Annotated in this window: 18 protein-coding genes; 11 read left to right on the plus strand and 7 right to left on the minus strand. The window is 72.3% G+C overall.

Annotation, left to right across the window (positions count from 1 at the left end):
* The first annotated feature begins 44 nt into the window (after positions 1 to 44).
* Positions 45 to 1670 (plus strand): chaperonin GroEL, encoded by a 1626-nt coding sequence (gene groL, locus ACIBJF_RS25380; RefSeq protein ID WP_399176917.1) that lies wholly within the window; start codon positions 45 to 47, stop codon positions 1668 to 1670.
* A gap of 75 nt (positions 1671 to 1745) precedes the next feature.
* On the opposite strand, the gene ACIBJF_RS25385 is transcribed toward groL, so the two are convergent.
* The 3 genes from ACIBJF_RS25385 to ACIBJF_RS25395 all read right to left on the minus strand — a co-directional run bounded on the left by ACIBJF_RS25385 (position 1746) and on the right by ACIBJF_RS25395 (position 4184).
* The gene (locus ACIBJF_RS25385; protein ID WP_399176918.1) at positions 1746 to 2453 is read right to left on the minus strand and encodes an ester cyclase; all 708 of its coding nucleotides are present in this window, start codon (positions 2451 to 2453) and stop codon (positions 1746 to 1748) included.
* 76 nt (positions 2454 to 2529) lie between these two features.
* Complete coding sequence (locus ACIBJF_RS25390; RefSeq protein WP_399176921.1) at positions 2530 to 3303, minus strand: SDR family NAD(P)-dependent oxidoreductase; 774 nt, start codon at positions 3301 to 3303, stop codon at positions 2530 to 2532.
* Positions 3304 to 3515: 212 nt separating this feature from the next.
* Positions 3516 to 4184: an MOSC domain-containing protein gene (locus tag ACIBJF_RS25395; RefSeq protein ID WP_399176923.1), complete on the minus strand. Its 669-nt coding sequence runs from the start codon at positions 4182 to 4184 to the stop codon at positions 3516 to 3518.
* 80 nt (positions 4185 to 4264) lie between these two features.
* Here ACIBJF_RS25395 and ACIBJF_RS25400 point away from each other — a divergent pair, with 80 nt between their 5' ends.
* Positions 4265 to 5272 (plus strand): LysR family transcriptional regulator, encoded by a 1008-nt coding sequence (locus ACIBJF_RS25400; RefSeq protein WP_399176925.1) that lies wholly within the window; start codon positions 4265 to 4267, stop codon positions 5270 to 5272.
* A gap of 635 nt (positions 5273 to 5907) precedes the next feature.
* Here ACIBJF_RS25400 and ACIBJF_RS25405 read toward each other — a convergent pair.
* The gene (locus tag ACIBJF_RS25405; protein WP_399176927.1) at positions 5908 to 6237 is read right to left on the minus strand and encodes a WhiB family transcriptional regulator; all 330 of its coding nucleotides are present in this window, start codon (positions 6235 to 6237) and stop codon (positions 5908 to 5910) included.
* Positions 6238 to 6617: 380 nt separating this feature from the next.
* Between ACIBJF_RS25405 and ACIBJF_RS25410 the strand changes: the two genes are divergently transcribed.
* From ACIBJF_RS25410 to ACIBJF_RS25425, 4 genes are all read left to right on the plus strand, one after another.
* On the plus strand, positions 6618 to 7229 hold the full coding sequence (locus tag ACIBJF_RS25410) for a response regulator transcription factor (RefSeq protein ID WP_003948568.1): 612 nt from the start codon (positions 6618 to 6620) through the stop codon (positions 7227 to 7229).
* 1289 nt (positions 7230 to 8518) lie between these two features.
* Entirely contained in the window at positions 8519 to 9106 is a 588-nt protein-coding gene (locus ACIBJF_RS25415) for a sigma-70 family RNA polymerase sigma factor (protein ID WP_030641278.1), read from the plus strand.
* Between the two features lie 164 nt (positions 9107 to 9270).
* Entirely contained in the window at positions 9271 to 10773 is a 1503-nt protein-coding gene (guaB, locus tag ACIBJF_RS25420) for an IMP dehydrogenase (RefSeq protein WP_399176929.1), read from the plus strand.
* Positions 10774 to 10878: 105 nt separating this feature from the next.
* Complete coding sequence (locus ACIBJF_RS25425; protein WP_399176930.1) at positions 10879 to 12003, plus strand: GuaB3 family IMP dehydrogenase-related protein; 1125 nt, start codon at positions 10879 to 10881, stop codon at positions 12001 to 12003.
* Positions 12004 to 12067: 64 nt separating this feature from the next.
* On the opposite strand, the gene ACIBJF_RS25430 is transcribed toward ACIBJF_RS25425, so the two are convergent.
* Both ACIBJF_RS25430 and ACIBJF_RS25435 read right to left on the minus strand, forming a co-directional pair.
* Positions 12068 to 12631, minus strand: coding sequence for a hypothetical protein (locus ACIBJF_RS25430; RefSeq protein ID WP_399176932.1), 564 nt, complete (start codon positions 12629 to 12631; stop codon positions 12068 to 12070).
* Between the two features lie 139 nt (positions 12632 to 12770).
* The gene (locus ACIBJF_RS25435) at positions 12771 to 13979 is read right to left on the minus strand and encodes a nucleotide sugar dehydrogenase (protein ID WP_399176933.1); all 1209 of its coding nucleotides are present in this window, start codon (positions 13977 to 13979) and stop codon (positions 12771 to 12773) included.
* 281 nt (positions 13980 to 14260) lie between these two features.
* Here ACIBJF_RS25435 and ACIBJF_RS25440 point away from each other — a divergent pair, with 281 nt between their 5' ends.
* The 4 genes from ACIBJF_RS25440 (at position 14261) to ACIBJF_RS25455 (ending at position 22970) form a co-directional block, all read left to right on the plus strand.
* Positions 14261 to 15970: a glycerol-3-phosphate dehydrogenase/oxidase gene (locus ACIBJF_RS25440; RefSeq protein WP_399176935.1), complete on the plus strand. Its 1710-nt coding sequence runs from the start codon at positions 14261 to 14263 to the stop codon at positions 15968 to 15970.
* Between the two features lie 202 nt (positions 15971 to 16172).
* Complete coding sequence (locus tag ACIBJF_RS25445) at positions 16173 to 18302, plus strand: serine/threonine-protein kinase (RefSeq protein ID WP_399176936.1); 2130 nt, start codon at positions 16173 to 16175, stop codon at positions 18300 to 18302.
* A gap of 163 nt (positions 18303 to 18465) precedes the next feature.
* On the plus strand, positions 18466 to 21141 hold the full coding sequence (locus ACIBJF_RS25450; RefSeq protein WP_399176938.1) for a protein kinase: 2676 nt from the start codon (positions 18466 to 18468) through the stop codon (positions 21139 to 21141).
* Positions 21142 to 21290: 149 nt separating this feature from the next.
* Positions 21291 to 22970: a serine/threonine-protein kinase gene (locus ACIBJF_RS25455; RefSeq protein WP_399176940.1), complete on the plus strand. Its 1680-nt coding sequence runs from the start codon at positions 21291 to 21293 to the stop codon at positions 22968 to 22970.
* 103 nt (positions 22971 to 23073) lie between these two features.
* Here ACIBJF_RS25455 and ACIBJF_RS25460 read toward each other — a convergent pair whose 3' ends face one another.
* A complete protein-coding gene (locus ACIBJF_RS25460; protein WP_399176943.1) occupies positions 23074 to 23487 on the minus strand; it encodes a hypothetical protein in 414 nt (137 codons plus the stop codon).
* Between the two features lie 201 nt (positions 23488 to 23688).
* Between ACIBJF_RS25460 and ACIBJF_RS25465 the strand changes: the two genes are divergently transcribed.
* Positions 23689 to 25905: a protein kinase gene (locus ACIBJF_RS25465; RefSeq protein WP_399176944.1), complete on the plus strand. Its 2217-nt coding sequence runs from the start codon at positions 23689 to 23691 to the stop codon at positions 25903 to 25905.
* Positions 25906 to 25914: the final 9 nt, after the last annotated feature.

Here is a 25914-nt window from a genome sequence, read left to right on the forward strand (position 1 = left end):
CGCAGTTGTCTTACCACCCACATTCCGAGAGGGCTCCCGCTGTCATGGCGAAGATCCTGAAGTTCGACGAGGACGCCCGTCGCGCCCTCGAGCGCGGCGTCAACAAGCTGGCCGACACGGTGAAGGTGACGATCGGCCCCAAGGGCCGCAACGTCGTCATCGACAAGAAGTTCGGCGCCCCCACCATCACCAACGACGGTGTCACGATCGCCCGCGAGGTCGAGATCGAGGACCCGTACGAGAACCTCGGCGCGCAGCTGGTGAAGGAGGTGGCGACCAAGACCAACGACATCGCTGGTGACGGCACCACCACCGCCACCGTGCTCGCCCAGGCGCTGGTGCGCGAGGGCCTGAAGAACGTGGCCGCCGGCGCCTCCCCGGCCGCCCTGAAGAAGGGCATCGACGCGGCCGTCGCCGCCGTCTCCGAGGAGCTCCTGGCTTCGGCCCGCCCGATCGACGAGAAGTCCGACATCGCCGCCGTGGCCGCGCTGTCCGCCCAGGACCAGCAGGTCGGCGAGCTCATCGCCGAGGCGATGGACAAGGTCGGCAAGGACGGCGTCATCACCGTCGAGGAGTCCAACACCTTCGGTCTGGAGCTGGACTTCACCGAGGGCATGGCCTTCGACAAGGGCTACCTGTCGCCGTACTTCGTGACGGACCAGGAGCGCATGGAGGCCGTCCTCGACGACCCGTACATCCTCATCAACCAGGGCAAGATCAGCTCCATCCAGGACCTGCTGCCGCTGCTGGAGAAGGTCATCCAGGCCGGCGCCTCCAAGCCGCTGCTGATCATCGCCGAGGACGTCGAGGGCGAGGCCCTGTCGACCCTGGTCGTCAACAAGATCCGCGGCACCTTCAACGCCGTCGCGGTGAAGGCCCCCGGCTTCGGCGACCGCCGCAAGGCGATGCTGCAGGACATGGCGATCCTCACCGGCGCCACCGTCATCTCCGAGGAGGTCGGCCTCAAGCTCGACCAGGCCGGCCTGGACGTGCTGGGCTCCGCCCGCCGCGTGACGGTCACCAAGGACGACACCACGATCGTCGACGGCGCCGGCAAGTCCGAGGACGTCCACGGCCGCGTCGCCCAGATCAAGGCCGAGATCGAGAACACCGACTCCGACTGGGACCGTGAGAAGCTCCAGGAGCGCCTCGCGAAGCTGGCCGGCGGCGTGTGCGTGATCAAGGTCGGCGCCGCCACCGAGGTGGAGCTGAAGGAGAAGAAGCACCGTCTGGAGGACGCCATCTCCGCGACCCGCGCCGCGGTCGAGGAGGGCATCGTCTCCGGTGGTGGCTCCGCCCTGGTCCACGCCTCCAAGGTCCTCGAGGGCAACCTCGACAAGACCGGCGACGAGGCCACCGGTGTCGCGGTCGTCCGCAACGCCGTGGTCGAGCCGCTGCGCTGGATCGGCGAGAACGCCGGCCAGGAGGGCTACGTCATCGTCTCCAAGGTCAAGGACCTGGAGAAGGGTCAGGGCTACAACGCCGCCACCGGCGAGTACGGCGACCTGGTCAAGGCCGGCGTCATCGACCCGGTCAAGGTCACCCGCTCCGCCCTGGAGAACGCCGCCTCCATCGCCTCTCTGCTGCTCACGACCGAGACCCTGGTCGTCGAGAAGAAGGAAGAGGAAGAGCCGGCCGCCGCGGGCCACGGCCACGGCCACGCCCACTGAGCCCGACACACTCGCACGAAGGCCCGGTTCCCCGCGGGGGAGCCGGGCCTTCGCCCTGTGCGCGCCGGCGTCCCGCTACTGCTCCAACTCGTCCAGTGCGCCCAGCTGTTGCATCAGCCCCAACTGGTCGTGCTGCCACCACGTCTCGGCGATCTTGCCGTCGTCCGTGAGGCGGAACAGCGTCATCCCGGTCATGGTGACCCGCCTGCCGGTGGGGGGGATGCCGAGGAAGTCGCCGTTGTGCGTGGCGTTCCAGGTCCAGCGTGCGCAGGCCCGGTCGCCCTGGATGAGCACGTCCTCGACCGTGAACGTGAAGTCGAAGCCCCCGCGCCACATCCGGTACTCGCTGCGGGCGTTGTCCAGCCCGATGGTGTCCTGGGGGTTCACCGGATCGTGGCTGTGGATGTCCTCGTCCAGCAGGTCGTTGAGCGGCGGCAGTTCACCGGAGGTCTGCAACGCCGTATAGAACCGCCGGACGGTGTCCTCGGCCAGCCGCTCGTCGCGCACGACGTCCAGATCGGTGAACGTCGGGCTCTCGTCGCACAGCGCGGCCATCTCCTGGAAGATCCGGTCGGTCTCCGGGAGCTTCGAGTTCCGCATCGCCTCCTCGTACGACGGGAACTCCACCATTTCGACGATGTGCGACGCGTCCGAACGGTCCTTGCCGACCAACGCGTGCGTCGCCGTCCGCTTCCCCTTGGTCTGCGCGACCCAGTCGTCCATGAGCCGGTTCATCTCGTCCGGCCGGCTGGTCCTGCACTCGATGAGCTGTACGAAGGTCATGCCGCCGCCTCCCGGCCCCCCTGACCCGGTTGTGTCACGCTCATTTTCGCACCGGGACGGCAGCACCACCCGTTCGCTACTGCGGCCCGTACTTCCGCCCCGTCTTCGACGTGATCCCGCCCAGCAGCCCGCGCGGAGCCACCTTCACCAGGCCCATCAGCGCCTTGTAGCGGGGGTCGGGGATCGACAGGGACTTGCCGCGGGCCAGGTCGGACAGGGCTGCCGAGACCAGTTTGTCGGCGTCCAGCCACATCCAGCCGGGGATGTTGTCCGTGCCCATCCCGGCCCGCTCGTGGAACTCGGTGCGCACGAAACCGGGGCACAGGGCCATCAGGCGGACGCCGCTGCCGGCGAGGTCCTTCGCCGCGCCCTGCGTGAACTGCACGACCCACGCCTTGGAGGCGCCGTAGGTGCCCCGCGGGACGAAGGCCGCCACGGAGGCGACGTTGACGACCCCGCCCCGGCCCCGCTCGCGCATCGCCTCGGTCGCCGCCGAGGTCAGCCGGAGCACCGCCTCGCAGTGCACCTTGAGCATCTTGAGCTCGTCGGCCATGGGCACCTCCAGATAGCGGCCCTTGTTGCCGAACCCGGCGTTGTTGACCAGCAGGTCGACCGGGTTCTTCCGGTCGCCGAGGCGGTCGGCCACCGTCTCGATGCCCTTGTCCTCGGACAGGTCGGCGGTCAGCACCTCCACCACGATGCCGTGCCGGTCGTGCAGTTCGGTCGCCTGTTCGCGCAGCCGCTTGGTGTCCCGGGCCACCAGGACGAGGTCGTGCCCGTCAGCCGCCAGCCGCCGCGCGAACGCGGCACCGATACCCGCGGTCGATCCCGTAATCAGAGCCGTTGTCATGGCCCAAGGGTATTGACCCGGAGCGAGCGCGTCCGCTCCGCTCGCACACGGGAGTTGGCGGGCGCGGATCCTGGGCTATGGGCCGTGGGTGGTTTGTGCGGGTCACCCTGGCGGGGGCGGGCCGGCGCGGCGGACGCCCGCCCTGCCGCCCCGGGCCCCCCGGTCGGCGGACGCCCCGCCGTGTCCCGGCCCCCCTGTCGGCTGACTGCCGCTCAGCCCTCCTGCCCCGCCACGTACTTGCGGACCTTCTCCAGCGTCTCCGCGTGCAGCGCCTCGCCCGCCGCGAGCAGCCGCGGCAGCAGCTCCCGCTCGGTGGTGACCGCGCGGAACTGCAGCGCCGCCGTCACCCCGTGGTCCGGCCGGTGCACGATCTCGATCGGATCGCCCGCCCGTATCTCACCCGGTTCGATCACCCGGAGGTAGGCACCCGTTGCGCCCTTCTGTGTGAACCTCTTGACCCAGCCGCGTTCGCCCATATGGCCCTGGAACGTACGGCACGGGATCCGGCCCGAGGTCACCTCCAGGACCACCCCGGAACCGATCCGCCAGCGCTCGCCGATCAGCGCGCCGGAGACGTCCAGGCCGTCCGTCGTCAGGTTCTCCCCGAAGCAGCCGTTGGCCAACGACCGGCCGAGTTCACGCTCCCAGTCGTCGAGGTCCTCGCGCGCGAAGGCGTACACCGCCTGGTCGTCCCCACCGTGATGCCGCAGCTCGCACACCGCGTCCCAGGCCAGCCCGCTCCCGCCGACGCCCTTGGGGCCCGGCGCCGCCACCCGCACCGGCCCGTCGGCCGGCTTCTTGTCGATACCCGTCACGCCCTCCGCCTGGTCCGTGTACGGCACCGGCTGCGGGCGGCCCAGATTGACCGAGAGAAGCTTCATGACCGCACGGTACGGGACCGCATCTCAAAGCGTCGAGCGAATATGGCGCGCCAATCCCAAGCTGCCCTTATGCTCGAAGGGTGATCGAGGCCCGTCATCTCCGCGTCCTGCGCGCCGTCGCCACCACCGGTTCCTTCTCGGCGGCAGGGCGTGAGCTCGGCTGCACCCAGCCCGCCGTCAGCCAGCAGATGAAGGCCCTGGAGACCTCGGTCGGCACCCCGCTGCTTGTCCGCAGCGGCCGCGAGATGCGGCTGACCCAGGCCGGGGAGGCCCTGGTCAGGCACGCCTCCGGCATCCTGGCGGGGCTCACCGCGGCCGAGGAGGAGGTCGCCGCCATCGCGGGTCTGCGCGCCGGCCGGGTCCGGCTGGTCTCCTTCCCCAGCGGCAGCTCCACCCTGGTCCCCACCGCGCTGGCCGCCCTGCGCGCCGCCCACCCCGGCACCCGCGTCTCCCTGGAGGAGGCCGAGCCCCCGAGGTCCGTCGAACTGCTGCGCGAGGGCGACTGCGACCTGGCCCTGGCCTTCCGCTACGAGGGCGCGGCCGTCGCCGAGGACTGGGACGACCTGGTCGTACGACCCCTGCTGATGGACCGCCTGGTGGCGCTGGTGCCCGAGCGGCACCGGCTCGCGCGCGCGGAGAGCGTCGCCATCGGCGAGCTGGCCCAGGAGCCCTGGATCGCGGGCTGCCCGCGCTGCCGCGGCCAGCTGGTCGAGGTGTGCGAGGGGGCCGGTTTCACGCCGCGCATCGACTTCGCCACGGACGACTATCCCGCGGTCGTCGGCCTGGTCGGCGCCGGCCTGGGCGTCGCCGTACTGCCCCAGCTGGCGGTGGAGTCGGTACGGCCCAGGGGCGTGCGCACGGTACGCCTGGAACCGGCGGTACGGCGCGAGATCGTCGCCCTCACCCTGCCCGACCTGGCCCAGGTGCCGGCCGTGGCGGCGACCCTGGAACAGCTGACCCGGGCAACGGGACGTGGCCAGGCGGTCGAGCGCGGTCATACGGGGGAGCGCGGCCAGGCGGTCGAGCGCGGCCAGGCGGGGGAGCGCGGCCAGGCGGTCGAGCGCGGCCAGGCGGGGGAGCGCGGCTAGGGCGGCTACGGCGGCTGGGCGTGGCTTGTGTGGCCCTGGTGGTCGGGTGCGGCTCGGGCGGCGGGGCGCGGTCCAGGCCGGGTGGGCGCGGCTCGGGTGGTGCGGCGCGGTCAGACGGTCGGGCGCGGCTTGGGCGGCGGGGCGCGGCCAAGCGGTGCCGGCGCCAAGCGGCCGGGGTCAGGCGGTCGAGTGCGGCGAGGGCGGCTGGGTGGCCGAGGGGGTGGCCCGGTGGGTCGGGCGCGGCTTGGGCGGTGCGGCGCGGTCAGACGGTCGGGCGCGGCTTGGGCGGCGAGGCGCGGCCAACGGTGCCGGGGTCAGGCGGTCGAGCGCGGCTGGGCGGCCAAGTGGTGCCGGGGGCAGGCGGTCGAGTGCGGCGAGGGCGGCTGGGCTGCCAAGCAGTGCCGGCGCCAAGCGGTGCCGGGGTCAGGCGGTGTCGCGCCGGTGGCCGGCTGCCGGGCGTGGCCGGAGTGCGCGGACGCGACGGGCGCGGGCGTCTCGCCCGGCGGTGTGATGCGACCGGAGATACAGCCCCGGTGCGGGCGGCGCCAGAGTCAAGGGCACGTACGTGGTGACGCGACGTGCCCTGGTGGTTGGAATGAGCGCACCCTTCGGGCTGTAGGTGCTGAAACGTTCCTTCAGTGATTCGGGGCGGTCTCCGCGCCGGCGGCCGAAGCCGTCACCAGGCGGTTGCGCGCGCGCCCCATCAACTCCTCACGCTCGTCCTCGGTCAGGCCGCCCCATACGCCGTACGGCTCGCGCACCGCCAGTGCGTGCGCCGCGCACTCCGCGCGGACCGGGCACCTCATGCAGACCTCCTTGGCCGAGTTCTCGCGAGCGCTCCGAGCCGCCCCGCGCTCGCCCTCGGGGTGGAAGAAGAGCGAGCTGTCCACGCCGCGGCAGGCAGCCAGCAGCTGCCAGTCCCACAGGTCCGCGTTCGGTCCGGGAAGGCGGGAGAAATCTGCCATTACGTGACCCCTTGTAGCCGTTCTGAGCGGATACGGTGCCAACGACCGTACATCTCCGGTCTAAGGAGATGAAAATATGACTCATTGCGAATCTAGCCTCGGACACCTCAAAACGGGAAGAAAATGGGCCAAACGGGGCATAGTTGTGATGAAAACTTGTGGGTCCGTTGTTCATGTCTGCACCGTGTCGAGCCCCTCACGTAGAGTGCCGAAGACGGCACGTAGCCCCGTAACTCTTTCGAGTGACCGTCGTTGAGAGTGCGGAGGCGGTTGAAAACAGAAGCGCTCGGGCAGGCGTCCGAGACGGTCGACCGCACAGGTGACGATTCCGTACCAGCCTGGAGGCTCAAGGTGACGCGCATCAGCTGCGGAGGGCGGTCATGACATCCGTCCTCGTCTGCGACGACTCCCCGCTTGCCCGAGAAGCGCTCCGCCGCGCGGTCGCGACCGTGCCCGGTGTCGAGCGTGTGACGACGGCGGCCAACGGCGAGGAAGTCCTCCGCCGCTGGGGCGCCGACCGCTCCGACCTCATCCTGATGGACGTGCGCATGCCCGGCCTGGGCGGCGTGGAGACCGTGCGCCGCCTGCTGTCGGCCGACCCCGGCGCGCGCATCATCATGCTCACCGTCGCCGAGGACCTGGACGGCGTGGCCCTCGCGGTCGCCGCCGGCGCCCGGGGCTACCTGCACAAGGACGCCTCGCGCGCGGAGCTGCGCGCCACGGTGACGCAGGCTCTCGCCGACCCGACCTGGCGACTGGCCCCGCGCCGGCTCCGCTCGGCCGAGATGGGCGCCGCGCCCACGCTCACCGCGCGCGAGATCCAGGTCCTGGAGGGCATGAGCCACGGCCGCTCCAACGCCGAGATCGGCCGCGAGCTCTTCCTCTCCGAGGACACCGTCAAGACGCACGCGCGGCGCCTGTTCAAGAAGCTCGGCGCCTCGGACCGGGCCCACGCGGTGGCGCTCGGCTTCCGCTGGGGACTGGTCCGGTAGACGGTGCCCAGCCCTGCGGGGCAGGCGGGGCCGGCCCGGCGCCGGGCGCCAGTCCCGGAGCCGGACGGGTGTCCGCCTCCCCTGGCAGCAGCGGGATGTCTCACCGGCCCCCTCGGGAAGCCACCGGGTCGACCGCCGACCCGAACGCGACGCACGTACGGCACCGCGCCGGGCTCAGGTACGGAACCGCCGTGCCTTGGCCCTGCCCGGAGCCGGACGACCGTCCTCTCCGGCGGCGGTGCCGGCGGTCCCCAGGCCATACCGACGCGCCCTGACGGCACGCACGCGTGCGTGCGCGGACGCCCTGCGGCTCCGCTGCAGGGCGTCGGGCACGTTCCGCCCAGCCCTGCGCGCGTGGCGTGGACGACCGCCGGCGCGGTGGCTGGGCGAGAGTGCCCCTCGGTTCAGCTGCCGTACCGGCGCGTCGTGCCCCAGCCCCGCGGTGCGTTGGCGCGGACGATCGCCCATGCGGTCCGGGGCGCCATGCCCGTTCGGTCGCTCGCCCATGCGGTCCGGGGCGCCATGCCCGTTCGGTCGCTCGCCCTTGTGGGGCGCGGCGGCCATGCGCTGCGCGGTCGATCGCCCCTGCGGGGCGCGGCGGCCATGCGCTGTGTGGACGACCACCCTGCGTGGCGAGGCGCCCGTGCCCTGTGTGGACGATTCGCCCTTGCACGGGGTGTGGCGCCCATGCGCTGTGCGGAGGACAGCCCTTCCGCGGCCGCGGCGCCCGATCGCGGCGCGGCGCCCATCCCCGGCGCGGCACCCACGCGCGGTGTGGACGGGTGTGGATGACCGCGCCCCCGACTCCGCCGCCGAATCCCCACGTCCCGTTTCCGCTCCGCTCAAGGAGGTCGGTACCGGTGGAATGCCATGACCGGTGTTCCGGTTGCCCGTGGACACGGTCGTGCGGGGCGTTCGCGGGGTGGACCCCGTCACAGTCGAGGGGCCGTGCGGCAGGCCGTCGGCCGGAGGGTCGGTCGCGCGCGTGAACGGAGATCCATTCCGGCAACACCCGTGGTCGGCGCCACGCGGCGAGGTGTGGGGCGTCCCCGGCGCACGACCGCGCAGGACGGTTCGGCGGGCGAGGCGCAAGGCGGCCCGCCGGACGCGCGCTGCTCGTTTCGCCGCGGATGCCGCATCCTTGAGATGTGGAGTCTCTCGGGGACGAGTCGGTCGAGCGGAAGGGGAGGGCGCAGGAGATGAGTGCCGGCGCACCTGCTCATAACGCTTCGGTGCACAACCACGAGCACAATGCGACGGACCGGACGGCCACAAGGCACCATGGACCGATGCGCGACGACGAGGCGGGCACGGCCCATGGGGCGATCGGTGCGCTCGTCCATCGCGCCGTCGACGGTGACGAGCAGGCCACGCACGATCTGCTCGCCCATGTCCACCCACTGGCGCTGCGCTACTGCCGGACCCGGCTGTCCCGGCTGCCCGGCGACGCGCGTCACTTCGTCGAGGACCTCGCCCAGGAGGTCTGTGTCGCGGTCCTGCTCGCGCTGCCCCGCTATCGCGACACCGGCCGCCCCTTCGAGGCGTTCGTCTTCGCCATCGCCTCCCACAAGGTCGCCGACCTGCAGCGGGCCGCCATGCGCCACCCGGGATCGACCGCGGTGCCGTCCGATGAGATGCCCGAGCGGCCGGACGACTCCCTCGGCCCCGAGGAGCGCGCCCTGCTCAGCAGCGACGCCGAGTGGGCCAAGAAGCTGCTGGCCAACCTGCCCGAGAACCAGCGCGAACTGCTCCTGCTGCGCATCGCCGTAGGCTTGACCGCGGAGGAGACCGGACAGATGTTGGGAATGTCACCCGGCGCGGTCCGGGTCGCCCAGCACCGGGCGCTGAGCCGCCTCCGCGCGCTCGCCGAGCAGTAACGCCCTTGTACGGAGCCTCTGCAGCTCCCTTTGTTGAACAGGCATGCTTCAGCTTCCGTACGAACATACGAAGCCTGAAGTCACCCCGTACCGTGGAATTTGCTAGCGATGCTTCCCGTTAGCATGTAGATCCGCACCGATCAAGGCCATTTGGGGAAGGTGTCATGACTGCCAACGTCGACGGAGTGCCCGGTAAATTCGCGACACTCGGGCTGACCTACGACGACGTGCTGCTGCTGCCGGGTGCCTCTGAAGTGCTCCCCAACGCGGTCGACACCTCGTCCCGCATCTCCCGCAACGTCCGGGTGAACATCCCGCTGCTGTCGGCGGCGATGGACAAGGTGACCGAGTCGCGCATGGCGATCGCGATGGCCCGGCTGGGCGGTGTCGGTGTGCTGCACCGCAACCTCTCCATCGAGGACCAGGTCAACCAGGTCGACCTGGTGAAGCGGTCGGAGTCCGGCATGGTCACCGACCCGATCACGGTGCACCCGGAGGCCACGCTCGCCGAGGCGGACGCCCTGTGCGCCAAGTTCCGCATCAGTGGCGTGCCCGTCACCGACCCGGCCGGCAAGCTGCTCGGCATCGTGACCAACCGCGACATGGCCTTCGAGTCCGACCGCAGCCGTCAGGTGAGCGAGGTCATGACGCCGATGCCGCTGGTGACCGGCAAGGTCGGCATCTCCGGCGTGGACGCGATGGAGCTGCTGCGCAAGCACAAGATCGAGAAGCTTCCCCTCGTCGACGACGCCGGTGTCCTCAAGGGCCTGATCACGGTCAAGGACTTCGTCAAGGCCGAGAAGTATCCGAACGCCGCCAAGGACGCCGAGGGCCGCCTGCTCGTCGGTGCCGCCGTGGGCGCCAGCCCCGAGGCCCTGGAGCGCGCCCAGGCGCTCGCCGCGGCCGGCGTGGACTTCCTGGTCGTCGACACCTCGCACGGCCACAACAGCAACGCCCTCAGCTGGATGTCGAAGATCAAGTCGAGCGTGGACGTCGACGTGATCGGCGGCAACGTCGCCACCCGCGACGGCGCGCAGGCCCTGATCGACGCCGGTGTCGACGGCATCAAGGTGGGCGTGGGCCCCGGCTCCATCTGTACGACCCGTGTGGTCGCCGGCATCGGCGTCCCGCAGGTCACCGCCATCTACGAGGCCTCCCTCGCCGCCCGCCCGGCCGGCATCCCGCTGATCGGCGACGGCGGCCTGCAGTACTCGGGCGACATCGGCAAGGCGCTCGCCGCCGGCGCCGACACGGTGATGCTGGGCTCGCTGCTTGCGGGCTGCGAGGAGTCGCCCGGCGAGCTGCTCTTCATCAACGGCAAGCAGTTCAAGTCGTACCGCGGCATGGGCTCGCTCGGCGCCATGCAGTCGCGCGGCCAGGCCAAGTCGTACTCCAAGGACCGCTACTTCCAGGCCGAGGTGTCCTCCGACGACAAGCTCGTCCCCGAGGGCGTCGAGGGCCAGGTGCCCTACCGCGGCCCGCTGGCCAACGTCCTGCACCAGCTCGTCGGCGGTCTGCGTCAGACCATGGGCTACGTGGGCGCGGCCACCATCGAGGAGATGGAGTCCAAGGGCCGTTTCGTCCGGATCACCTCGGCGGGCCTCAAGGAGAGCCACCCGCACGACATCCAGATGACGGTCGAGGCGCCGAACTACAGCAGCAAGTAGTCGTCAGTCGTCCCGAGGGCGGTCCCGGAGCATCCGGGGCCGCCCTCGTCGTACCCGTCGGCGATACTGGAAGACGCTGCAACGCATCAGGGAAAGGCCACAGACGTGACTGAGATCGAGATCGGGCGCGGCAAGCGCGGCCGCCGGGCGTACGCCTTCGACGACATCGCCGTCGTCCCCAGCCGCCGTACGCGGGACCCGAAGGAGGTCTCGATCGCCTGGCAGATCGACGCCTACCGCTTCGAGCTGCCCTTCCTGGCCGCCCCCATGGACTCCGTCGTCTCCCCTGCCAGCGCGATCCGCATCGGCGAGCTGGGCGGCCTCGGCGTGCTCAACCTCGAGGGCCTGTGGACGCGGTACGAGGACCCGCAGCCGCTGCTGGACGAGATCGCCGAGCTGCCGGCCGAGCAGGCGACCCGCCGCCTGCAGGAGATCTACGCGGCGCCCATCAAGGAGGAGCTGATCGGCGCGCGCATCAAGGAGGTGCGCGACTCCGGCGTGGTCACGGCGGCCGCGCTCTCCCCGCAGCGCACCGCCCAGTTCTCCAAGGCGGTCGTGGACGCGGGCGTGGACATCTTCGTCATCCGCGGTACGACGGTCTCGGCGGAGCACGTCTCGTCCTCGCACGAGCCGCTGAACCTGAAGCAGTTCATCTACGAGCTGGACGTCCCGGTGATCGTCGGCGGCTGCGCCACCTACACCGCGGCCCTGCACCTGATGCGCACGGGTGCCGCGGGCGTGCTCGTGGGCTTCGGCGGCGGCGCCGCCCACACCACGCGCAACGTGCTGGGCATCCAGGTCCCGATGGCCACGGCCGTCGCGGACGTGGCCGCGGCCCGCCGTGACTACATGGACGAGTCCGGCGGCCGGTACGTGCACGTGATCGCGGACGGCGGTGTCGGCTGGTCCGGCGACCTGCCCAAGGCGATCGCCTGCGGCGCCGACGCGGTGATGATGGGCTCCCCGCTGGCCCGTGCCACGGACGCGCCCGGCAAGGGCCACCACTGGGGCATGGAGGCGGTCAACGAGGAGCTGCCCCGCGGCAAGAAGGTCGGCCTCGGCACGGTCGGCACCATCGAGGAGATCCTCACCGGCCCGTCCCACACGCCCGACGGCTCGATGAACTTCTTCGGCGCCCTGCGCCGCGCGATGGCCACCACCGGCTACAGCGAGCTGAAGGAGTTCCAGCGGGTCGAGGTGACGGTCGCGGACAGCCAGCACCGCCGCTGACGCGTACGACGCACAGGGCCCGGCCACCGAGAGGTGGCCGGGCCCTGCCGCTTGCGGGAAGGCGTTACGCGGCGGCCTTCTTGGTGCCGGAGAACGCGGCGAAGCCGGCGATGGCGAAGAAGAGGAAGGTCAGCGGGTCGGAGTCTTCCTTCCAGGTCTTCTGGACGATGTCGAAGTGGTCGAAGAAGACCTGGGTGAAGCTCAGGCCGCTCACCTTGGCGCCGATCATGGCCTCGCCCACCAGCTGGCCGAAGTAGACGGAGGCCAGGGACAGGACGACGGCGGCGATCGGGAGGACGGGGTTGCGGCCACCCGCCTTGCCCGCCGCGACACCGACGACGAAGCCGACGCCGACGGCCGCGTAGCCGATCTCGTGCTTGGTGGCGCCGATGATGACGCCGTAGAGCGCCGCGGCGGCCACGGCGGCGACGACCGCGGCGACCAGGCCGAGGACGAGGTTGTTCCGGGCCGGCGCGGACGGCGCCGACGGGGCGAAGGCGCCCGGCTGGCCGGCAGGGCCGGCCGGCTGCGGCGGGTACGGCGCGCCGGCCGGGGCCTGCTGCGCGTACGGGTTGCCGTCGACCGGACCGGGCTGCGGCGACTGCGGCGGTGGAGCTGACTGGGTCATGACAGAAATCCCCCCGATATGGAGCACGACTGAAGGATGGAAACGGAAAACCCCCGGCACACGCGTGTGCGGCGAGTCCGGGGGAGACTAACAGCCGGGGACGGCAACGCCCTCGGCTGTTTTCCGTTCGTGACCGGGCTCAGAGCCGGTGTGCCGCCCCCGTGGGCGCGGCCCCGCGCGTGTCCAGCAGCAACTGTGCCTTCACCGACAGCCCTTGCAGGTCATAGGTGCGGTGCTGCTGCAGCAGGATCGTCAGGTCGGCGTCGGCGGCGGTCTCGTAGAGCGCGTCCGCGCGCGGCACCGGGCGGTCCAGCACCTTCCAGGAGGCCACCAGGGGGTCGTGGAAGCTCACCGAGGCGCCCAGCTCCATCAGCCGGATCGCGATCTCCTGGGCCGGTGTGCCCTGCAGATCGGCGAGGTCGGGCTTGTAGGTGACGCCGAGCAGCAGCACGCGCGCGCCGCGGGCGGACTTGCCGTGCTCGTTGAGGAGGGTGGCCGCGCGCTGCACGACGTACCGGGGCATCCGGCTGTTGACCTGCTGGGCCAGCTCCACCATCCGCAGGGTGCGGGTGGCGTGGCCGGTCAGGTCCTGCGGTACGCCGTGGCCGCCGACGCCCGGGCCCGGCCGGAACGCCTGGAATCCGAAGGGCTTGGTCTCCGCGCACCGGATGACGTCCCACAGATCGACGCCGAGCTCATGGCACAGCACGGCCATCTCGTTGACGAGCGCGATGTTGACGTGCCGGAAGTTGGTCTCCAGCAGCTGCACGGTCTCCGCCTCGCGCAGCCCACGCGCGCGTACCACCTTGTCGGTGAGCCGGCCGTAGAAGGCGGCGGCCGACTCGGTGCAGGCGGGGGTGAGGCCGCCGATGACCTTGGGGGTGTTGGCGGGGACGTGGTCGCGGTTGCCGGGGTCCACCCGGCTGGGCGAGTAGGCGAGGTGGAAGTCGCGGCCGGCGCGCAGCCCCGAGCCCTCCTCCAGCAGGGGGCGCAGGAACTCCTCGGTGGTGCCGGGGAGCACCGGCGACTCCAGGATGACGGTGGTGTGCGGGCGGAGCTCCTTGGCGAGGGTGCGGGCGGCCGCCTCCACCTGGCCGAGGTCGAGTCCGCCGTCGGCGCCGCGCGGGGTCGGCGCGCAGATCACCGCGGTGCGCACCCGGCCGAGCTGGGCCGGGTCGGTGCCGGGCCGGAAGCCCGCGGAGTGCATCCGGCGCAGCTCGGCGGGGCTGAGCGAACTCCCCTCGGGGCCGGTGGCGTAACCGACGGTGGGGATGCGTGCGGCGACGGCGGCCTGGGCGAGCGGCAAGCCGTAGGGGCCGAGTCCGATGACGGCGAGGTCTGCGGGCATGGCGTGGGCGGTCCTTCCCGATAGCCGAAGCGGGACAGGCGCGCAACCGCTGTGGACAGGATGAGCGCGTGCAATGTCAGACTAGGTACACATATGACTGTTATGTGTGATTCTGTTCGTGTGTCTTCCGAGGGTTGTGCGTGAGTTGTCCACAGGTTGGGAACGCGTGGTGGCTGAAGTCGGGCAACCCGGTCAGAATTTGGGCATGGGGAGGGGATGAACCGGGCTTCGCCCACCGGGGTGCGGCCGACGCGAGCGAGTCTGCGACAGCGGGAGGCAGCGTGAGGACAGCGACTCTGGGGCCGACGCAGCGCGCCGAGGCACTGGCGGAGATGGCGGAGCGTGAGCTGGACGTGCTGGTGATCGGCGGCGGAGTCGTCGGCGCGGGCACCGCGCTGGACGCCGTCACGCGCGGCCTGTCCACCGGTCTGGTCGAGGCCCGCGACTGGGCGTCCGGCACCTCCAGCCGGTCCAGCAAGCTGATCCACGGCGGTCTGCGCTATCTGGAGATGCTCGACTTCGCGCTCGTCCGCGAGGCCCTGAAGGAGCGCGGACTGCTCCTGGAGCGGCTCGCCCCGCACCTGGTCAAACCGGTGCCGTTCCTGTACCCGCTGCAGCACAAGGGCTGGGAGCGCCTCTACGCCGGCTCGGGCGTCGCGCTCTACGACGCGATGTCCATGGCCCGGGGCCACGGCCGGGGCCTGCCCGTGCACCGCCACCTGACCCACCGTCAGGCCCTGCGCGTCGCGCCCTGCCTGAAGAAGGACGCCCTGGTCGGCGCCCTGCAGTACTACGACGCCCAGATGGACGACGCCCGCTTCGTGGCCACCTTGGTGCGCACGGCGGCGTCCTACGGCGCGAAGGCGGCCAACCGCGCGCGCGTGACCGGGTTCCTGCGCGAGGGCGAGCGGGTGGTCGGCGCCCGGGTGCAGGACGTGGAGGGCGGCGGGGAGTACGAGATCCGCGCCAAGCAGATCGTCAACGCGACCGGGGTGTGGACCGACGACACACAGGCCATGGTGGGGGAGCGGGGCCAGTTCCACGTCCGCGCCTCCAAGGGCATCCACCTGGTCGTGCCCAAGGACCGCATCCACTCCACCACCGGCCTGATCCTGCGCACCGAGAAGTCCGTCCTCTTCGTCATCCCCTGGGGCCGGCACTGGATCGTCGGCACCACCGACACCGACTGGAGCCTCGACAAGGCCCACCCGGCCGCGTCCAGCGCCGACATCGACTACCTGCTGGAGCACGTCAACTCGGTGCTCGCGGTGCCGCTCGGCCGCGACGACGTGCAGGGGGTGTACGCCGGTCTGCGCCCGCTGCTCGCCGGCGAGTCCGACGCCACCAGCAAGCTCTCCCGCGAGCACACGGTCGCCCATCCGGTGCCGGGACTCGTGGTCGTGGCGGGCGGCAAGTACACCACCTACCGCGTGATGGCGAAGGACGCGGTCGACGAGGCGGTGCACGGCCTGGACATGCGGGTCGCCGACAGCGTGACGGAGGAGACCCCGCTGCTGGGCGCGGAGGGCTACCAGGCGCTGTGGAACGCGCGCGCCCGGATAGCCGCCCGCACGGGGCTCCACGTGGCCCGCGTGGAACACCTGCTGAACCGGTACGGCTCTCTGGCCGAGGAAGTCCTGGACCTCGTCACCGCCGACCCCGCCCTGGGCGAGCCCCTGCAGGCGGCCGACGACTATCTGCGCGCCGAGGTGGTGTACGCCGCCTCGCACGAGGGCGCCCGGCACCTCGACGACGTCCTCACCCGCCGCACCCGCATCTCCATCGAGACCTTCGACCGGGGCACCCGCAGCGCCCGCGAGGCGGCGGAACTGATGGCACCGGTCCTCGGCTGGGACAAGGACCAGATCGAGCGCGAGGTCGAGCACTACGAGAAGCGGGTGGAGGCCGAGCGGGAGTCCCAGCGCCAGCCCGACGACCTGACGGCGGACGCGGCAAGGCTGGGAGCGCCGGACATCGTGCCGTTGGTATGAGCGAGCGCACGGCCGGAACCGGGCCCGTGAACCGGGTGCCCGGCCGCAGCCGAACACCCGTCACCCCCCGCCGAAACCAGGCGCATTTCCCCGAAACCGGCGCACTGGCCCCCGCCTGAGGCGAAGGGCACCCTGGGCGCTCGGCACTCGTCGGGTGAGAGACAATGGAGGCTCTGTCAGGGCGGGTTGTATGAGGGGACGCATGTCGGAGGCGGAGCGGGCGGGTACATCTCGTCAGGGGACTCGTCAGGACAAGAGCGAGCGTCGTCTCCTCGCCGGGCGGTACCGGCTGGGAGACGTGCTGGGCCGGGGCGGCATGGGCACGGTCTGGCGCGCCGAGGACGAGACCCTGGGCCGGACGGTCGCCGTCAAGGAGCTGCGGTTCCCGTCGAACATCGACGAGGAGGAGAAGCGGCGCCTGATCACGCGCACCCTGCGCGAGGCCAAGGCGATCGCCCGGATCCGCAACAACAGCGCGGTGACGGTCTTCGACGTGGTCGACGAGGACGACCGGCCGTGGATCGTCATGGAGTTGGTGGAGGGCAAGTCCCTCGCCGAGGTCATCCGCGAGGACGGCCTGCTGGAGCCCAAGCGCGCCGCCGAGGTGGGGCTCGCCGTCCTCCACGTGCTGCGCTCCGCGCACCGCGAGGGCATCCTGCACCGGGACGTGAAGCCGTCGAACGTGCTCATCGCCGAGGACGGCCGGGTCGTGCTCACCGACTTCGGCATCGCGCAGGTCGAGGGCGACCCGTCCATCACCTCCACCGGCATGCTCGTCGGCGCCCCCTCCTACATCTCCCCCGAGCGGGCCCGCGGCCACAAGCCGGGGCCGGCGGCCGACCTGTGGTCGCTCGGCGGCCTGCTGTACGCGGCTGTCGAGGGCGTGCCCCCGTACGACAAGGGCTCGGCGATCGCCACGCTCACCGCAGTGATGACCGAGCCGCTGGAGGAGCCCAAGAACGCGGGCCCGCTCAAGGACGTCATCTACGGCCTGCTGACCAAGGACCCGGCCCAGCGGCTCGACGACGCGGGCGCCCGGGCCATGCTCAACGCCGTGATCCACGCGCCCGAGCCGGAGCCGATGGACGCCACGCGGGTGGTTCCGCTGCCGCCGGAGCCGGGTTCGTCCCAGGGCAGGCGGAGCGAGGAGGCCGGGGAGAAGCTGCGCGGCGCGCTGCGCTCGGTCCGCAAGGCGGCCGGGGCGGCCACGGGAGCCGGGTCCGCCCGGACGAAGAGCGGCGGCGACCCGGCCGCTCCGGGTGCCGGTGAGACCGCGGGCGCGGGCGGTGCGACGGCCGGCGGGGCACGCCCTGCCGGCCAGGGCGGGGGACGAGCGGCCTCCTCCGGTGGAGCGCGCCCGGCGTCCTCCGGTGGAGCGCGGCCCGCCTCCTCGGGTGGATCCGCCGCCGGGCGTGCCGGGAGACAGTCGGGTCCTGCCGTCGGCGCCTCGGGTGGCTCGGGTGCCGCCGGTGTGCCGAACTCCAGCGCGAACAAGCCGAGTTCGGGCTGGCCCGTGGTGCCGCCGCCGGACCTGGACCTGCCGCCGCGGCCGGTGCCGCGGGCGCCGCTGACCGACGTGGTGCCCAAGCGCACGCTGGTGATCATCGCGGTGATCGTCGCCCTCGCCGTGCTCGGCACGGTCCTGACCATCGCCCTGAGCGGCGACGACAAGGACGGCAAGAACAGCGGGGCCAAGGCGGTGGCGAGCACCAGTGCGTCCACCAAGCAGGACAAGGGCGACAAGAGCACCGGCAGCGGGGCGCGGACGGACGGGACGAGCCCGTCGTCGTCCGGCACCGGAGCCGCTTCGGGCACCGCCACCGACGCGAGCGCGTCCACCGACGACTCCGGCTCGGCCGACTCCTCCGGCAAGTCCGGTGCCAAGGACGGCGGCAGCGCGCCGGTGGTGTCGACCCGCAAGGGCGGCCAGGGGTACTCGATCGGGCTGCCCAAGGGATGGTCGTTCCAGTCCACCGGCAGCGCGGGCGACCGGTACACCGGTCCGGACGGGCAGAAGCTGCTCATCGGCTGGACCAGCAGCCCCAAGAGCGACCCGGTGGCGGACTGGAGGAACCAGGAGGGCTACATGGTGCGCTCCCAGTACCACAGGATCCGCATAGAGAAGGTCGACTACCGCGACTGGAACACGGCCGACTGGGAGTTCACCTACGTCGACGGCGGCACCAAGTACCGCACCATCGACCGCGGGTTCGTGGTCAACGGCCATCTCGGTTACGGACTGATGTACACGGCGAAGGCCGCGAACTGGGACAGCGGGCTGCGCAAGGACACGTGGAAGACGCTCACCGCCTCCTTCCAGCCCAAGTCATAGGCTTCGGGCGTCGGTTCGGCGCGTGAGAATCCGTCATCCACTCCGTGCGGTTTGCCTCCGGCACGTATCGTGAATGGTTGCGGACCGTACGCAGCCGGAAGCGTGTGCGAAACGGGTCGTGAGGCGAACGGATGTGACCAACCGGGCGGCCGGGGGAGGCAACGTGGACGACTACGCGGGACGGGTGCTCGCCGACCGCTACCGCCTGCCGTTGCCGCCCTCCGACGAGTACGAACTCACCGAGACCCGCGCCTTCGACACCTACAGCGGTCAGGAAGTGCTCGTCCGGCAGGTGCCGTTGCCGGAGGTCGTCGAGGCCGAGGTGCTCGACGCGGAGGGGCTGCCCGCGGGCTTCACCGCGCGTGAGCGCGGGGCTGGGACCCGGCGGACGCCGGGCGCCCGGACCGCCACCCGGCGGCCCGCCGACCCGGCCGTACGGCGTGCCGTCGAGGCCGCGCAGGCCGCGGCCCGCATCCCCGACCATCCGCGCCTCGACCAGGTCTTCGACGTCTTCGCCGAGGGCGGTTCGCTGTGGATCGTCAGCGAGTTGGTGGCCGCGCGCCCGCTCGCCGCGCTGCTCGCCGAGCAGCCGCTCACGCCGTACCGGGCGGCCGAGGTCGCCGCCGACGTGCTCATGGCGCTGCGGGTGCTGCACGGCCATGGCTGGGTGCACCGCAACATCACCGCCCGCACGGTGCTCGTCTGCGACGACGGCCGCGTGATGCTGACCGGCCTCGCCGTCGGCGCCGCGGAGGAGGCGCTGTGCGGGTACGACCCGGTTCCGGCCCGGGAAGGACAGGACGAGGGGGCCGTCGGGGGAGCGGGGACGGAGGCCGAGCCGACCGGTCCGGGCGCCGTTCCAGGGGCCGGTCCCGGGGCGGCGGTTCGGGCTTCCGGCGGCCTGGGCGTTCCTCCGGATCCCGCCGGTTCCGGCGACCGGCCGAGGGGTGAGACCGGAGGTATGCCCTCGGCGGACGTCGACCCCGAGGCCGCGCGCCGGGCCGCGATCCAGGCCAGGGCGGCCGGAGGGCTGCCGGTGCCGGGGGCGAACGGGGTGTCCGGCGGGGCGGGTGTGCCCGGCCCGGCGGGCCAACGGCCCCTGGAGAACGGGGCGGACATCCGTGCCGCCCGCGCCGGCGCCATCGCCGCGTACCGCGCGGGTGCCCGTGCCGCCGCCCGGGTGCAGGAGGCCCGGCAGAGCGGGCGCCCCAGCCTGCCCGGGGCCCGGCCGCCCGCCGAGGGCGACGCCGGCGCCGCCCGGGCCGACGGCACGACGCAGCAGCCGTACCCCAGCGATCCGGGCACCACGACCCCGCCGGGACGCATCGCCGACCCCTATGGAGTGCAGGGCGCCCCCTGGCACGGCGCGGCACCGCGCCCCGCCGCCGGCGGCCCCTCCCCGGCCCTGCCCGGCGGCCCACAGCGCCCGGGGCTGCCCCCGGCGAACCCCCGCCCGTCAGTCCCCGGCCAGCCCCCCGCCCTCGACCCCGCCCACCAGGCCAGCGACCCGTCCCCCTCCGCCACCGGCGCCATCCTCGCCTCCCACCCCCACTGGGACGACCCCGGAGCCGCCGTTGCCCGCCGGGGCCCCGCGACCGCTCTGGCGGCCGAGCGGGCGCGGCAGGTGCGGATGACCGTCGTGGGGCCGGTGACCGAGCGGTGGGCGCCGGAGCAGGCCGGGCCCGTGCACGAGAACTGGCAGCTGGCGGCGCCGATCGGGCCCGCCACCGATCTGTGGGCGCTGGGCGCGCTGCTGTTCCGGGCCGTGCAGGGGCACGCGCCCTACCCGGAGGAGTCGACGGCCGAGCTGGTGCAGCTGGTGTGCGCCGAGCCGCCCGCCTTCGCCGAGGAGTGCGGCCCGCTCCGGCCGGTCGTGGAGTCGCTGCTGCGCCAGGACCCCACCGAGCGTCTGGACGTCGAGGAGCTGAACGGCTGGCTGCGCTCGCTGGTGCGCTCCGCGCCCGAGCCGGACGCCGGCGCCCATGTCGTACCCGTGCCGCCCGCCGACCCGAGCCGGCTGCCGATCGTCCGGCGCCGCGGCGAGCTGGTGCGGACGCGGCGGCGGCGCGCCGGGCTGCCCGAGGTCCATCCCCACGGCCGGCACAAGCGCGCCCGGGCCCGGGAGGAGGCGCGTTCGCCGCGCAGTCTGGGCCGGACCCTGCTTGTGCTGATCCTGCTCCTGCTGGCCGGCGCGATCGCGTACGCGATGCTGTTCATGCCCAAGCAGGGGGACAGCGGTGCCGCGGGGAGCACGGACCGCACGGGCAGCGCGGGGCAGGCCGGTCCCGCGCCCTCGCCCACCCGGCAGTCACCCTCCGAGCAGGGCGGCGGCCCCTCCGCGTCCGCACCCGCCACCGAGCCCCAGACCGGTGGCGACCCGTCCGTCGCCGACGGCTTCACCCTGCGCAAGGATCCGGAAGGGTTCCAGGTCGCCGTCGCCAAGGGCTGGGGCCGCACGCCGAAGAACGGCAGCGGCCAGGTGGTGTACGCGCACGGCGACTTCGAGCTGATCGTCGTACCGGGCAGGGACAGCGCGTCGACGTACGGCAGTGACCCGATGGCCTACCAGCGGGACAAGGAGAGCGAGCTGCAGCCGTACCGCGACTCCAGCTGGGCCACGGCCACCGGTCTGAGAACCATCGAGGTGGGCGGGCGGACCATGGCCGAGGGGCAGTTCACCTGGACCGACGGACAGGGCCGCGACCTGTTCGTGCGCAACATGGCGATCCTGCTGAACGGCCGGTACCACCTCGTCCAGGTCCGTGGCCCGGAAGCCGAACGGGACCAGGTGACACGGCTGTACGAGCAGGCGACGACGACGTACCGCTACACCGGTTGAGCGCCCCGTATACCGGGTGACCGGTACCGGCCGATTCCCGCCGCGACAAGCGTCACAGTGCTGTCACCTTGGAACCCCTCCGGTTCCCAGTTGGTTGACGGGTCCTTAGTCTGACCCTGTCAAGAGCATTGCGGGGCAACGTGAATCAGATGCAGGGCCTGCTCATAGCGGGCCGCTACCGGCTCGCCGATTCCATCGGCAGCGGCGGCATGGGCCGGGTGTGGCGCGCCCACGACGAGGTGCTGCACCGGACGGTCGCCGTCAAGGAACTGACCGCGGCGCTCTACGTCTCCGACAGCGACCGGTCCGTGCTGCTCGCCCGCACCCGGGCCGAGGCCCGCGCCGCCGCGCGCATCAACCACTCCGCCGTCGTCACCGTGCACGACGTCCTCGAACACGACGGCCGCCCGTGGATCGTCATGGAGCTGGTCGAGGGCAACTCGCTGGCCGACGCGGTCAAGGAGCGGGGACGGGTGGAGCCCGGCGAGGCAGCCCGCATCGGGCTGTGGGTGCTGCGGGCGCTGCGCGCCGCGCACTCCGCCGGCGTGCTGCACCGGGACGTCAAGCCCGGCAACGTCCTCCTCGGCCGGGACGGCCGGGTCCTGCTCACCGACTTCGGCATCGCGCAGATCGAGGGCGACTCCACCATCACCCGCACCGGAGAGGTCGTCGGCTCGGTCGACTACCTCGCCCCCGAGCGGGTGCGCGGCCACGACCCGGGCCCGGCCTCGGACCTGTGGGCGCTCGGCGCCACGCTGTACACGGCGGTCGAGGGCCGCTCGCCGTTCCGCCGCACCTCGCCGCTGACCACCATGCAGGCGGTCGTGGAGGAGGAGGCCACCCAACCGCAGTACGCCGGTCCGCTCGGCCCTGTCATCACCGCCCTGCTGCAGAAGGACCCGGCGCAACGGCCCGGCGCGGACGAGACGGAGCAGATGCTCGCCGAAGCGGCGGAGGGGCGGCGGCCGAACGCGGCGCAGGTGTACGTGCCCACGCAGCACGGCCGCTTCCGGCCGGAAGCGCAGACGGGCCCCACGCGCACCGGCGCGGAGGCGGCCACCGGAACGCCGTATCCGCCGGTGACCGGGCCGACGCGGCTCGGCGGTCCGTACGACGCGGGTTCCGGGCCGCACACGCCCGTCCCGCAGGGGCAGCCGGTACAGCCGCCCAAGCGCCGCAGGCTGCGCACGCTCGCCCTGGTGGTCGCCCTCGCCGCGATCGTCGGCGGAGGTGCCGCGGTCGCGCTGCAGCAGTTCGGCACGGGCGGCCGCGGTGACTCCGCCTCCGTATCGCCGCCTCCGAGTGCGAGTGCCAGTGCCACGCCGAGCCATGAGAGCGGTCAGGGGGCGGTTCCCGCCGGTTGGGAGCGGCGCCACGACCCGGTGGGCTTCAGCATCTCCCTGCCCAAGGGGTGGAAGCGGTCCGTCTCCATCGACCAGGACGGCCTCCGGCAGGTCGACTACTCGCCCGACAAGGGCAAGCACCTCGTGCGGGTCGCCGTCGACACCGCGCCGGACTTCAGCTCCTCGTACGAGCACATGAGCTACCTGGAGCAGCAGCGGGTCTCACCGCGACTGCTGGGCTACAAGCGGCTGAGCCTCAAGGAGGAGCTCTTCCGCGACCTGCCGGGCGTCCGCTGGGAGTACACGTGGGACGCGCTGGCCAAGGACCCGCCGCACTACTTCCCGGGGCCCTACCACGCGATCGACGTTGCGTACATGGAGAGTGACGGCGCCGAGTACGCCATCTACGCGGCCTCGCCGGCCGACGACTGGGCCACCACCAGAAAGCAGTTCGACTTCATTCTGCGGGGCTTCCAGGAGCGTTGATCCGAGTGGAACTGAAGATTCCACTGCGGACGACGACTTCACGAAACGCGGTCGCGTATCGGCCCATCCGGAAATCGCGTGGGCCGACACGTCAACGAGGGGCTCAGGCGTAGTCCGTGCAAGAACGGACTATCGTGCTCCCTTCTATGACCGCCACCTGCGCGCCGATGTAGTCGAGAGCATCGCCGGGGGGTGACGCGTAAGTGGTGAAGGAGGTGGTCGCTCCGTTTCCGCCGTATTCGGAATGCCAGGGCCACTCGTTCACCCATCCGGTGCTGCTGTCTATGGAAACGAGTCGAATGGCCACATGGTGACCATCGGCAGCGGTGTCCTTGACCCAACCGCTGATGTCCACATGGTGGGCTGTCCAGTTGGTGAACGTGAGGCTCCCCGAGGCGCCGGTCACCGAGCACGCGGCTCCGCCGCTCGCCGCGCTGGCATTGGTCACTGTGGTCGTGGCGAATATCGCCACCGCCGCGAGGCCCGTGACGGAAAGGCGCTTAAACGTGTTTCCCATAAGGGAAATGTAAGGGTTCCATGATTCACAAGACAGCAAGATTCAAGCCATCCGTTTTGCCCTGTATGGCGTGTGTCTCTTGGTGATTAGCCATGCTTTGTAGCTTTTTCAAGACAGGTTGTGGCCGAAAATGATCATCCGCGTTGACTTGGCCGATCGCCGCCCCGGAAGGCGTCCGTCCGATGCGGCATGATGGGGCGCATGGGGACCGAGGGGGACGTCGTCCGTGTGATCGCGGGCCGGTACCGCCTGGAGGCGAGAATCGGGCGCGGGGGCATGGGCGTCGTGTGGCGGGCCCTCGACCAGGTGCTGGGCCGACGTGTCGCGGTCAAGGAACTCCTCCCGGACGACTCGCTCTCCGAGGGCGACGCGCGACGCCGCCGGGACCGTACGTTCCGTGAGGCACGGGCGGTCGCCCAGCTGCGGCATCCGCACATCATCGTCGTGCACGACGTGGTGGAGCAGGACGAACGGCCCTATCTCGTCATGGAGTTGGTCGACGGCGGCTCGCTCGCCGACCTCGTCTCCCGGCAGGGCCCGGTCGACGCCGCCGAGGCCGCGCGGATCGGCATCGCCCTGCTCAGCGCGGTGCGCACCGCGCACGAGGCAGGGGTGCTGCACCGGGACATCAAGCCCGCGAACGTGCTGATCGAGTCCGGTACCGGCCGGGTCGTGCTGACCGACTTCGGTATCGCGCAGGTCGCGGGCGCCACCACGCTCACCGAGACCGGCTCCTTCGTCGGCTCGCCCGAATACACCGCGCCGGAGCGGATGTCCGGGGTCCGCACCGGGCCGGAGTCCGACCTGTGGTCGGTCGGCGCGCTGCTGTGCACGGTGCTCAGCGGCGAGTCGCTGTTCCGGCGCGACTCGCTCGGCGGCATCCTGCACGCCGTGGTCGCCGCCGAGATCCGGCCCCCCGTCGAGGCCGAGCCGCTGCTGCCGGTCGTACGGGGGCTGCTGGAACGCGACCCCGACCGGCGCCTCGGCGCGGCCGACGCCGAGCGGATGCTGTGGACGTTCCTCGAGACGGGCCGTACCCCGGAGGCGCCGGGCGCGCCGGGCGCGCCGGCCTCCGGGCGAGGCCACTGGATCGGCGGGGGCCGGGCACCGAGGTCGGGACTGGCGGGGGGTTGGACACATAGGTCCCGGGCGGCGCAGGGTCCTGTGCCGGGGTCCGGGGCGGCGGGGAGCCGTCCATCGGAATCCGATCCGGCGCAGGGGCGCACGCCGGGGTCCGACGGGGCCCGGGGCCGTAGCTCGGGCTCCGATGCGGCTCACGGCCGTCCATCGGGGGCCGATGGAGTGCAGGGCGGTACGCCGGGACCCGATGCGGCGCAGGGTGCTACGCCGGGGTTCGATGCGGCCCGGGGGCATACGTCGGGATCCGGTGCGACGCAGGGCCCTGTGCCGGGGTCCGGGCCGGCGGGGAGCCGGCCATCGGAATCCGATGCGGCGCAAGGGTCTGTCTCGGGGGCCGAGGCGGCCCACGGCCGTACGTCGGGGTCCGATGCGGTCCAGGAACGTACGTCGGGGTCCGATGCGGCCAAGGATCGTACGTCCGGGTCCGACGCTGCCGGGCCGCGTATACCGAGGTCGGACGCGGCCTCGGGGTCTGCGCCGTGGGCCGATGCGGCCCAGGGGCGCACGCCGGAGGCCGCCGCGGCCTACTCGCCGACCCGGCAGGACCTTCCGCACGGCGGACCCCAGTCGCCGCCCACCGCATCCGCGGCGGCGGAGCCCCCGGCCCGCACGTCCACGCGCGGAGTGCTGGTCGCGGCCCTGCTCGTCGCCGCGCTGGCGGGGGCCGGTGTGTCGGCGGCGGCACTGCTGCTGCACGGGAGCGGGGACGGCGGCGGTGGCAGCCCCGGCCGGACGGCGACCTCCCCGGCGACCGGGACCGGAACGAGCCCGTCCGCGCTGCCGTCCCCGTCGCCCGGCCGGACCCGCCCGACGGCCTCGGCCGGCTCGCACACCGCGCCCTCCGGTTACCGCACGGCCCGGGACCCGGCCGGCTTCTCCCTCGCCGTACCGGAGGACTTCACCCGCAGTCCGCAGGGCGAGCGCGTCTTCTACCTCTCTCCTGGTGAGACCTTCCGTCTCGGCGTCAAGGTCGCCGATCCCGAACCGGGCGGTCCGCAGGCCGTGATGGAGCGGTCGGCCGCCAAGGGCCCCTCCACCAACCCGGGTTACCACGACGGCCGGGTCACCTCCACCTCGCACGACGGACATCCGGCGGCGCTCTGGGAGTTCACCTGGAACGGCTTCAGCGCGGCGGAGGGGCCGCGCCACACCTACGACCTGTGCTGGGAGGAGGCCGGGCGGCTGTACGACGTGTGGGTGTCGGCGCCGGTCGGCAAGGTGCGGGAGGCGCGGGAGTACTTCGACGTGGCGGTCGACACCTTCCGGGCCGGGTCCTGAACTGCCGCT

The organism is Streptomyces sp. NPDC050743 (genome assembly GCF_044456925.1).
GTDB lineage: Bacteria > Actinomycetota > Actinomycetes > Streptomycetales > Streptomycetaceae > Streptomyces.